The organism is Kitasatospora sp. SC0581, assembly GCF_048159585.1.
Lineage (GTDB): Bacteria > Actinomycetota > Actinomycetes > Streptomycetales > Streptomycetaceae > Kitasatospora.
The window spans coordinates 1-312 of the sequence record NZ_JBLRWA010000332.1 but is presented as its reverse complement, the minus strand read 5'-3'; the positions used below and the strand labels follow the sequence as shown (position 1 = coordinate 312).

Genomic DNA, 312 nt, shown 5'->3' with positions numbered 1-312 from the left:
CCCGAGCGGCGCCGGCAAGTCCACCCTGGGCGCCCTGCTGGCCGGGCTGCTGCCCCCGCAGCAGGGCACGGTCAGCCTGGGCGGCACCGCCCCGCACGCCCTCCCGGGGCCCCAACGGGCCCGGCTGGTGGCGCTGTTGCCCCAGGAGGAGTACCTGTTCGCCGGCACCGTCGGTGAGAACCTGCGCTGGCTGCGCCCGGACGCCACCGACGCCCAACTCGCCGACGCGGCGGCCGAGGTGGGCGCCACCGCGCTGCTGGCCCGGCTCGGCGGCCCGTCGGCCGAGCTGCCCGATCCGGCCGCCCTCTCCGC

The 312-nt window shown here is 79.8% G+C and carries 1 protein-coding gene; it reads left to right on the top strand.

Translation table 11 applies throughout. The annotated features are described in order from the left end of the window. Positions 1-312: ATP-binding cassette domain-containing protein (locus ACLWS4_RS38335; RefSeq protein ID WP_416876616.1), on the top strand; the 312-nt coding region annotated here is incomplete at both ends.